This window comes from Citrobacter sp. Awk 4, from assembly GCF_028069725.1.
GTDB lineage: Bacteria > Pseudomonadota > Gammaproteobacteria > Enterobacterales > Enterobacteriaceae > Citrobacter_D.
On record NZ_JANEWG010000086.1, the window covers coordinates 1 to 10,172 of the forward strand.

Consider the following 10,172-nt stretch of genomic DNA (forward strand, 5'->3'; position numbering starts at 1 on the left):
GAATTTGCCTGGCGGCTGTAGCGCGGTGGTCCCACCTGACCCCATGCCGAACTCAGAAGTGAAACGCCGTAGCGCCGATGGTAGTGTGGGGTCTCCCCATGCGAGAGTAGGGAACTGCCAGGCATCAAATTTAGCGTGCTGATATGGCTCAGTTGGTAGAGCGCACCCTTGGTAAGGGTGAGGTCCCCAGTTCGACTCTGGGTATCAGCACCACTTAATTCGGTTAAAGTTCGGTGCAGTAGAAAAGAATTTGTCTGGCGGCTGTAGCGCGGTGGTCCCACCTGACCCCATGCCGAACTCAGAAGTGAAACGCCGTAGCGCCGATGGTAGTGTGGGGTCTCCCCATGCGAGAGTAGGGAACTGCCAGACATCAAATAGGAAACCCCGGTCCGAAAGACCGGGGTTTTTTGCATTTGTAGACCTGATAAGCACTGTGCTGTAAATCGGGATAGATGCACGAATTTTTCCGGATGGTGGCGTAAACACTTTATCCGGTTATCCGGCCTGCGGGCCTTGCCTGACATTAAAGAATGCAAAATTAATGCAGCACCTGCGACAAAAATGCGCGAGTACGCTCTGATTTTGGCTGGGCGAAAAACTCCTCTGGTGGTGCCTGTTCAACAATTTCACCACGATCCATAAAGATCACCCGGTCAGCGACCGTTCTGGCAAACCCCATTTCATGCGTCACACACAGCATAGTCATCCCGGACTGTGCCAGACCAATCATGGTATCCAGTACCTCTTTCACCATTTCAGGATCCAGAGCTGAGGTAGGTTCGTCAAAAAGCATAATTTTCGGTTTCATACACAGTGAGCGTGCAATCGCCACGCGTTGTTGTTGACCACCCGATATTTGTCCTGGGAATTTATGCGCATGTTCCGCAATGCGTACCCGCTCCAGATAATGCATCGCCAGCGCCTCAGCCTCTTTCTTTGGCATTTTATGAACCCAAATCGGCGCGAGTGTGCAATTTTGTAAAACCGTAAGATGAGGAAACAGATTGAAGTGCTGGAACACCATCCCCACTTCTTGCCTGACACGCTCGATGTTGCGGATATCTTCATTGAGTTCAATGCCATCGACGATGATACGCCCTTGCTGATGTTCCTCCAGATGGTTAATACAGCGGATGGTCGTTGACTTACCAGAGCCGGATGGCCCGCAAAGTACGATTCGCTCGCCTTGCTTCACGTTCAGATTGATATTTTTCAGGACATGAAATTGTCCGTACCATTTGTTGACGTTTTCCAGCGTAATCATCGCGTCGGCAGGTTGGATTAATAATTGGCTCATAGATTCCTCAGTGCGGTGTACGCCCAGTGTTAAAACGTTTCTCAAGATGCTGGCTATAGCGAGACATACTGAAACAGAAAACCCAGTAAATCAGGGCGGCAAAAACATATCCCTCGGTCGACATGCCAAGCCAGGCGGGATCGACTGTGGCCTGCTGCACGCTGCTAAACAGATCAAACAGGCCGATGATGATCACCAGACTGGTATCTTTAAACAGTGCAATGATGGTGTTCACAAGCCCAGGGATCACCATTTTCAATGCTTGCGGAAGGATGACGAGCCCCTGGGTTTTCCAGTAACCCAGAGCCAGAGACTCTGCGGCTTCATACTGGCCTTTTGGTAATGCCTGTAATCCACCGCGTACCACTTCTGCGACATAGGCGGACTGAAACAGAATGACCCCCACCAGTGCCCGGATAAGTTTGTCGATGCTGGTCCCTTCCGCCATGAAGAGCGGTAGCATGACTGAGGACATAAACAGTACGGTAATCAAAGGTACGCCGCGCCAGAATTCAATAAAAATGACGGACAGTACACGAACGACCGGCATATGAGAGCGGCGGCTTAGGGCCAGCAAAATCCCTAATGGGAGTGCCCCCGCGATGCCCACTGCGGCAATAATCAGGGTCAGGGTCAATCCACCCCACTGCCGCGTTTCTACCCGATCAAGGCCCAAAACACCGCCATACATGAGCCACCAGACTACGATAGGGTAGATAACGGCCCAAACCGCAATATAACGTCCGCGATGTGGTATCGACCTCCAGAACATGGGGGCAATGGAGAGCAGGCCTGCGAGTAATGCAAGATTGATACGCCAACGCTGTTCATGCGGATAGAGCCCATACATAAACTGACCAAAGCGTTCATGGATAAACACCCAACAGGCACCCGATTTTGTGCAGTCGCCCCGGGTGGAACCTATCCAGTTAGCCTGTAAGAAAGCCCAGTTCAGTAAAGGGGGAATGAGTTCCCACATGAGCCACAAGCAGAAAATCGTCAGCAGGCTATTGGACCAACTGGAAAATAAATTCTTACGGGCCCACAACATTGCCTGGCCTGCGCTGTTACTGGCCGGGCGCGGAGGATGAGACAGCAGAGCTTTTGTCATCATGATTCCTTAGCGCTCTATCAGTGCGATACGGCGGTTATAAATGTTCATCAGCAGTGAAATAGACAGACTGATAATGAGATACACAGACATGGTAATGGCGATAGTCTCAATGGCCTGCCCCGTCTGGTTGAGTACTGTCCCGGCAAACAGTGACACCATGTCCGGGTAGCCAATAGCGGCGGCAAGCGAAGAGTTTTTGACAATGTTCAGATACTGGCTGGTGAGTGGCGGAATGATCACGCGTAGTGCCTGAGGAATAATGACCTGGCGTAGCGTCACCGTATTTGGCAGACCCAGTGAACGTGCAGCCTCATGTTGACCATAAGGAACCGCCTGAATACCGGATCGAATGATTTCTGCAATAAATGCGGAGGTATACACAGATAACGCCAGAGTCAGCGCCGCCAGCTCAGGAATGAGAGCCATTCCCCCCCGGAAGTTAAACCCGCGTAATTCCGGTACGTTCCAGTGAAGCGCAGCGCCAAAAATCCAGTGCGCCATCATGGGGAATAGGACTAACAGTGCCATTGCCGTCGGCCAGGTTCTGCGTAGCTGACCTGTTTTTATCTGGTGCATTTTGTTGAAGCGAAATAGCCCAACGGATAATGCTGCGGCAAACAGGATCGCAAGGCAAAACGCGAGCAGACCTTCTCCTGGCAATGGGGCAGGGATATAGAGTCCCCGGTTGCTCAGAAAGACCAGATCCAGTGCGCTGACGGCCTGACGCGGCCCGGGAAGATTGCGCAGTACGGCAAAATACCAAAAGAAGATCTGCAGCAGGGGCGGAATATTGCGGAAGGTTTCGATGTAGAAGGTGGAGAGTTTGCGTAATAGCCAGTTATCAGACAGACGAGCAAGCCCCAGAAAGAAACCGAGAAATGACGCGAACACAATGCATAATGCAGAAACTAAAAGCGTATTGAGCAATCCGACGATAAATACGCGGCCATAGGTATCACCCTGTTCGTAATCGATCAGATGCTGGACGATACCGAATCCGGCACTGCGATCGAGAAAAGCAAACCCTGAGGTAATGCCCCGGTTGTTCAGGTTATTAATGGTGTTATGGAGTAAATAGATAGCAACACTGACAACCACGATGACGGCGAGTATTTGAAATAACCAGGCGCGTACCGCAGGGTTAGAAAAGGATAACGTTCCTTTTACGGGGGAGCGGCGATGGAACATAAGAAAACCTCGAAAACCATGACTCTTGGTTGAGCGCCGCCTGGTCGCGGCGCTCGTTACATCACATCGGATTAGCGTACGGGAGGGGCATACTGAATACCGCCGTTGTTCCAGAGATTATTCTGACCGCGTTTGATCTTCAGTGGGCTTTCCGATCCCACATTGCGTTCAAAGATCTCCGCATAGTTCCCCACTTGCTTAATGATGTTGTAAGCCCATTTGTTATCAAGCTTAAGATCCTTGCCGTAATCCCCTTCTTTACCCAGCAGATGTGCCATATCAGGTGTTGCCGGATTAGCGGCTTTTTCATCGATGTTCTTCGAGTTCACGCCCATTTCCTCAGCGTTCAACATGGCAAAGAGCGTCCAGCGAACGACAGAGAACCACTCATCGTCGCCACGGCGAACAACAGGTCCCAGCGGTTCTTTTGATATGACTTCCGGCAACACTATCCATTCCGCTGGATTGCTCAGCTTGATGCGCAGGGCGTACAACTGAGACTGGTCAGAGGCCAGCGTATCGCAACGGCCTGATTCCAGCGCTTTGGCTGATTCGTCAGAGCGGTCGAAAGTCACCGGTGTGTATTTCATGTTATTGGCCTTGAAGTAATCGGCCACGTTAAGTTCAGTATCGGTTCCCGCCTGTATACAAACGGTCGCACCGTCCAGTTCTTTGGCGCTCTTCAGGCCGGCTTTATTGTGGGTAAGGAAGCCGATGCCATCGTAATAAGTTACACCGGTGAAAGACATGCCCATGCCGGCATCGCGAGAAGAGGTCCAGGTCGTATTGCGGGACAACATATCAACTTCGCCAGACTGCAATGCCGTAAAACGTTCTTTTGCCGTGAGCGGGGTGTATTTTACTTTTGTATCATCGCCAAATACTGCGGCGGCGACACCACGGCAAACATCAACATCAATGCCCGAAAATTTACCGCTCGCATCAGCGTAAGAAAAGCCAGGCAGGCCGTCACTGATACCACATTGTACGAAACCTTTTTTCTTCACTGCATCCAGAGTTGCTCCGGCATGTGCCTGATTTGCAAGCGCAAGCAACACGCCGGCTGCAGCAAAGCTGGCTATCATCATCTTTTTCATAATGCATCCTGTGTGGCGAAATTATCGTTATAGAGAGGCGTTCTGGAAACGCCTTTTACCTGTCTGTGGTTCTGGCCATACTCTTTTAAGCAAAGGTGGTGCCAGGTTTTGCGTTCGAATCTCTAACGCAATATGTCTGAGTGTAGACAGGAAAAAATAAATGCAGCGCCCTGAAATGGTGCAAAATTGAAACGTAAGCCACATTTTGGAGCAAAATATTTAAATTTCAGGTGGTGTGTTGAATAACGATTTCGGGCGTGAAAATTGACAGAGAAAGTATGTGGGAAAGAAACGGTGATAGTTGCAATAAGTTTTTGAGTGTTAAATTTATCGCTGTACTCTGTAGGTAAAACGGATAATTAAAAATCAGGGATTAAAACGAAGCCAACATTTTGTCTTATATGAATATTCTGTCTCTGACGTTAAAAGCGCGGCAATGCCGCGCTTTTAACATTTATTTGGAGAGGGCGATGATCCCCATCGTCATGCCAGCCACGGCGGCAGTCCCAACGGCGATAGCCCCTGCAGTTTCCCAGTTATCCTGAGTGGTCCCCTTCATACAGGTATTGGTATGAACCAGACGGCCCTGATCATCATAGACGGGTACGCAAGGGGAGTCATGTGCACAGCCCGCCAGTAATGCGGTGAGCAATGCAACTGAAATTAATCTTTTCATGGTGTTACCTCAAAAATAAACGTTTCGCGAAATACAGCAAAGACAAATGCCAGGCCATCTGCGAACTCGTGGTTATTTTACCACCACTTAAAAAGCATCTGGCATGGGGAATAATCTCAATTCGTGTGAATTGTAAAAATAATGGAGAAACAAACCGGTTGGGAGAGTGTTATAGAGATGAAATAGAGAAAAATAAATGACTATCTATTTAATAAATAAGGAAGTGGTTATTTTGTTAAAAGACGCCCGGAGGCGTCTTTATTTTACACATTAATCGTTATGTCGATTGAAGCGGCGTTTAACCACGACGAAGAACACTGGCACGAAGAAGATGGCCAGCAATGTCGCCGTAAGCATTCCTCCCATCACGCCTGTTCCTACCGCATTTTGCGCACCGCTGCCTGCACCATGGCTGATAACCAGTGGCATAACACCCAGAATAAAGGCGAGGGATGTCATCAGGATAGGGCGCAGACGCATGCGTGAAGCTTCGAGCGTTGCTTCAATCAAACCGCGTCCCTCTTTTTCCATCAGGTCTTTGGCAAACTCCACAATCAAAATGGCGTTTTTGGCTGAAAGCCCGATAGTCGTTAGCAAGCCAACCTGGAAGTACACATCATTGTTCATTCCGCGAAGCGATGCCGCCAGAAGTGCGCCGACCACACCGAGCGGTACCACCAACATGACCGAGAATGGAATGGACCAGCTTTCATACAGTGCGGCAAGACAGAGGAAGACCACGATTAACGAGATCGCATACAGTGCGGGAGCCTGATTGCCCGAAAGACGTTCCTGATATGACATACCCGTCCAGTCATGGCCAATCCCACCAGGGAGTTTGGCTGCCAGATTTTCCATCAGTACCATGGCCTCGCCTGTACTTCTGCCAGGTGCGGCTTCACCCAGCAGTTCCATTGATGGCATACCATTGTAGCGTTCCAGACGTGGTGAACCCTCTATCCAGTGAGCTGAACTGAAGGTTGAGAATGGTACCATTTCACCATTTGCGCTGCGCACATAGAAATTATTAATGTCACTGGGCAGCATACGGAATGGTGCATCCGCCTGTACGTAGACTTTTTTCACCCGGCCGTGATCGATAAAGTCATTCACGTAGGTGCCACCGAGAGCGGTGGAGATCGTTTGGTTAATATCAGACAGACTTACACCCAGCGCTTGCGCTTTTTCCTGATCGATTTCCAGCTTGAACTGTGGGGTATCTTCCAGGCCATTAGGACGCACACGTACCAGTAAATCCGGATGTTCTTTCACCATGCCCAACAGCTGATTTCGCGCCCTGGTGAGTTCCGTATGGCCAAGGTTGGCCTGGTCGATCAACTCAAAGTCGAAACCCGTTGCCGTACCTAATTCGATAATGGCAGGAAGGTTAAATGGAAATACCAGCCCGTCTTTGATCTGGCTGAAGGCTTTCGTCGCACGCGCCACGATTGCACCTACGCTATTCTCTTCTCCAGATCGCTCTTCCCAGGGGTTAAGACTAATGAAGACGATACCGGCGTTTTGCCCCTGACCGCTGAAACTGAACCCATTGACGGTGAAAACTGACTCAACGTTGGCTTTTTCCTGGTTCAGATAATAATTTTGAATTTGATCGAGGACTTTTTGTGTACGAGCCTGCGTTGCACCTGCCGGAAGCTGTACCATCGTCATGAAAACGCCCTGATCTTCCTCCGGAAGGAAGGAGGTTGGCAGTCGCAGGAACAGGATGGCCATCCCACCGACAATAAGGACATACACCAACAGATACCGGCCTGTCTTGCGTAGAATACCGCTCACGCTGCCGCTGTAGTGATCGACGCTCTTATCAAATAGCGCGTTAAACCAGCCGAAGAGGCCGCCTTTCTTCTCGTGATGTTCGCCAGATGCCGGTTTGAGCAGCGTGGCGCAAAGGGCAGGAGTCAGGATGAGCGCGACAAGCACGGAAAGCGCCATCGCAGACACGATGGTCAACGAGAACTGGCGATAAATTGCGCCTGTCGATCCACCGAAGAAAGCCATTGGGACAAACACCGCGGAGAGCACCATCGCAATGCCGACCAGTGCCCCCTGTATCTGTTCCATGGATTTCTGCGTTGCCTCTTTCGGCGGCAGCTTATCTTCCATCATTACACGTTCGACGTTTTCTACCACCACGATGGCGTCATCAACCAGCAAGCCGATGGCGAGAACCATCCCGAACATTGTCAGGGTATTGATAGAAAAACCGAAGGCGGCCAGCACGGCGAACGTGCCCAACAGAACGACCGGCACCGCGATGGTTGGAATTAACGTTGCGCGCAGGTTTTGTAAAAACAAATACATGACCAGGAAGACAAGGATAATGGCTTCAAACAGTGTCTTCACGACCTCGTGAATTGAGATTTTTACAAAGGGAGTCGTGTCATACGGATAAACGACCTTTAAACCTTGCGGGAAAAAGGGCTGTAATTCCGCGAGCTTAGATTTGATCGCCGCAGCCGTATTCAACGCATTGGCACCGGTTGCCAGCTTAATACCTAATCCTGTCGCCGCCTGGCCATTAATTTTGGTCACCATGTTGTAGTTTTCGCCGCCGAGTTCAATACGGGCTACATCTTTGAGGTGAACCATCGAACCATCCTGGTTCACTTTCAGCGTGATACGACCAAACTCTTCGGGTGTTTTTAGCCTCGTCTGCGCAATGATCGAGGCATTCAACTGTTGGTCCGGTATGGAGGGGGTTCCCCCTAACTGGCCTGCAGCAATCTGGTTATTCTGCGTTTTTAGCTGATTGATAACGTCCAGCGGAGTGAGTTGATATTTATTCAGCGCGTTGCTGTCGAACCAGATGCGCATAGCATACTGCGCACCAAACAGCTGCACATCGCCTACGCCTGATGTGCGGCTGATGGCATCCTTAACGTTAGATGCGACATAGTCGGAAATGTCATCCTGCGTCAGATTCTTGTTGTCGGAAACGAATCCCGCCACAAGAAGAAAACTGCTGCTGGATTTTTCGACGCTAATACCTTGCTGTTGTACTTCCTGAGGCAGTAAAGGCATGGCCAGTTGCAGTTTATTCTGCACCTGAACTTGCGCAATATCAGGGTCGGTACCGGACTGGAATGTCAGCGTGATCGTCACACTTCCGGAAGCGTCGCTGGTGGATGACATATACATCAGGTTATCGATACCATTCATATTTTGTTCGATAACCTGAGTCACCGTGTCCTGCACGGTTTGCGCATCCGCGCCTGGGTAAGTTGCGGAAACAGCAACAGCGGGAGGAGCAATGGTGGGGTACTGCGCAACAGGGAGCTGTATTATTGCCAGCGCACCGGCCATCATCAGAATGATGGCCAGTACCCAGGCAAAGATAGGGCGATTAATAAAAAAATTAGCCATGTCCTGTTACCTTATTGCGCTGAATCGGCTATCTGGGCGTCGGTGGTAGCCTTGACATGGACTCCCTGGCGAACTTTCTGTAATCCGCTCACAATGACTTTGTCTCCGGGCTGCAAGCCTTCGCTGATGAGCCATTTATCGCCAATCGCCTGGGTGGCAATCACCGTGCGGGTTTCTGCCTGATTTTGTTTGTTGACAATCATCACCGTGGCATCGCCGCGAGGTGTGCGAGTGACACCTTGTTGCGGAACGAGGATGGCATTGGGCTGAGTTCCTTCATCTATACGCGCGCGAACAAACATGCCGGGAAGCAGGCTGTGTTGAGGGTTAGGAAAAACGGCTCTTAGCGTGATTGATCCTGTGCTTTCGTCAACCGTCACATCAGAGAATTGCAGTGTGCCTTTCAGGGGATATGCCTGGCCATTCTCCATGACAAGCTCAACATCGCTGCGGGTATTGTCTTTGTGCAGGCTCCCTTGTTCGACTGACTGTTTGAGGCGCATAAAGTCGTTGCTGGATTGCGTCACATCCACATAAATAGGATCAAGCTGCTGTACGGTCGCCAGCGCGGTTGACTGACCATTGGTTACCAGCGCGCCTTCGGTGACACTGGATTTACCAATACGCCCGCTAATTGGCGATGTCACTTTAGTGTAAGCAAGGTTGATGTGTGCGCTTTCAACAGCGGCTTTTGCTGCAGCTACTGCCGCATCGGCCTGACGAGCATCAGCAATGGCCTGATCGTACTCTTGTTGGCTGATGTATTTTGTTCCTACTAACGGAACATAACGTTTCACGGTTAAATGTGCGATTGTGGCCGCAGCTTCACTTTTGGCCAGTTCACCTTTGGCGCTGTTGTAATCAGCCTGATACGTCGCGGGATCGATCTGGTAAAGCGACTGGCCGGCTTCAACATCGCTGCCTTCAGTAAAATTCCTTTTGAGCACAATTCCACTCACCTGAGGGCGTACCTCTGCAATTCGAAATGAGGCTGTGCGTCCAGGCAGCTCGGTGGTGATAGCGAGAGGGGCGGACTCGACCATATGAACGGTGACTTGTGGTTCAGCGGTATTCACCTGTGACTCCCCTTGATCGTTACAACCGGCAAGTAACGCAGCAGAGAGGATGATGAATGAGGGCAGGAGTGAAAACCTGGCATATTTCGTCATTACTGTTCCTTAAAAAACAAAAGCTCGTTATTTACCGGGTAACGGTAAGGCGTTAACGTGAACAAATAAAATAACAGTTAGCTATCCTACAAATTATTAGCTTGCGATGTAAGCAATACTTATTTCGTTGCGATGCCAACGGCACGGAAACACAAAAAAGATTAATATTTTGCATTCTTTAAATGATTGGGAAGGTAAAGCTTTGATGTTTATTAACACATTTTGAAATTTATATTTGTATTACGAA

7 protein-coding genes, 1 tRNA gene and 2 rRNA genes are annotated in these 10,172 nt (G+C 50.0%); 3 read left to right on the forward strand and 7 right to left on the reverse strand.

Annotation, left to right across the window (positions count from 1 at the left end; all coding sequences use genetic code 11):
* Positions 1-7: 7 nt before the first annotated feature.
* The 3 genes from rrf (NNO04_RS21595) (at position 8) to rrf (NNO04_RS21605) (ending at position 369) form a co-directional block, all read left to right on the forward strand.
* A 5S ribosomal RNA gene (gene rrf, locus NNO04_RS21595) occupies positions 8-123 on the forward strand.
* 14 nt (positions 124-137) lie between these two features.
* Positions 138-213 (forward strand) — tRNA-Thr (locus NNO04_RS21600).
* Between the two features lie 40 nt (positions 214-253).
* Positions 254-369: ribosomal RNA gene (gene rrf / locus NNO04_RS21605) — 5S ribosomal RNA — on the forward strand.
* A gap of 169 nt (positions 370-538) precedes the next feature.
* Here the strand turns inward: rrf (NNO04_RS21605) and NNO04_RS21610 are convergent.
* The 7 genes from NNO04_RS21610 to NNO04_RS21640 all read right to left on the reverse strand — a co-directional run bounded on the left by NNO04_RS21610 (position 539) and on the right by NNO04_RS21640 (position 9,925).
* Complete coding sequence (locus tag NNO04_RS21610; RefSeq protein ID WP_271446406.1) at positions 539-1,297, reverse strand: amino acid ABC transporter ATP-binding protein; 759 nt, start codon at positions 1,295-1,297, stop codon at positions 539-541.
* A gap of 7 nt (positions 1,298-1,304) precedes the next feature.
* Entirely contained in the window at positions 1,305-2,408 is a 1,104-nt protein-coding gene (locus NNO04_RS21615) for an amino acid ABC transporter permease (RefSeq protein WP_271446411.1), read from the reverse strand.
* Positions 2,409-2,417: 9 nt separating this feature from the next.
* The gene (locus NNO04_RS21620) at positions 2,418-3,599 is read right to left on the reverse strand and encodes an amino acid ABC transporter permease (RefSeq protein WP_271446407.1); all 1,182 of its coding nucleotides are present in this window, start codon (positions 3,597-3,599) and stop codon (positions 2,418-2,420) included.
* 71 nt (positions 3,600-3,670) lie between these two features.
* Entirely contained in the window at positions 3,671-4,696 is a 1,026-nt protein-coding gene (locus NNO04_RS21625; protein WP_271446408.1) for an amino acid ABC transporter substrate-binding protein, read from the reverse strand.
* Between the two features lie 454 nt (positions 4,697-5,150).
* A complete protein-coding gene (locus tag NNO04_RS21630; protein WP_203359788.1) occupies positions 5,151-5,372 on the reverse strand; it encodes a lipoprotein in 222 nt (73 codons plus the stop codon).
* Positions 5,373-5,642: 270 nt separating this feature from the next.
* Positions 5,643-8,756 (reverse strand): efflux RND transporter permease subunit, encoded by a 3,114-nt coding sequence (locus tag NNO04_RS21635; protein WP_271446409.1) that lies wholly within the window; start codon positions 8,754-8,756, stop codon positions 5,643-5,645.
* 11 nt (positions 8,757-8,767) lie between these two features.
* Positions 8,768-9,925: an efflux RND transporter periplasmic adaptor subunit gene (locus tag NNO04_RS21640; protein ID WP_271446410.1), complete on the reverse strand. Its 1,158-nt coding sequence runs from the start codon at positions 9,923-9,925 to the stop codon at positions 8,768-8,770.
* Between the last annotated feature and the right edge of the window lie 247 nt (positions 9,926-10,172).

Coding starts and splice junctions, on each gene's coding strand:
- NNO04_RS21610 (WP_271446406.1), bottom strand. CDS start 1,297: ATGAGCCAATTATTAATCCAACCTGCCGACGCGATGATTACGCTGGAA.
- NNO04_RS21615 (WP_271446411.1), bottom strand. CDS start 2,408: ATGACAAAAGCTCTGCTGTCTCATCCTCCGCGCCCGGCCAGTAACAGC.
- NNO04_RS21620 (WP_271446407.1), bottom strand. CDS start 3,599: ATGTTCCATCGCCGCTCCCCCGTAAAAGGAACGTTATCCTTTTCTAAC.
- NNO04_RS21625 (WP_271446408.1), bottom strand. CDS start 4,696: ATGAAAAAGATGATGATAGCCAGCTTTGCTGCAGCCGGCGTGTTGCTT.
- NNO04_RS21630 (WP_203359788.1), bottom strand. CDS start 5,372: ATGAAAAGATTAATTTCAGTTGCATTGCTCACCGCATTACTGGCGGGC.
- NNO04_RS21635 (WP_271446409.1), bottom strand. CDS start 8,756: ATGGCTAATTTTTTTATTAATCGCCCTATCTTTGCCTGGGTACTGGCC.
- NNO04_RS21640 (WP_271446410.1), bottom strand. CDS start 9,925: ATGACGAAATATGCCAGGTTTTCACTCCTGCCCTCATTCATCATCCTC.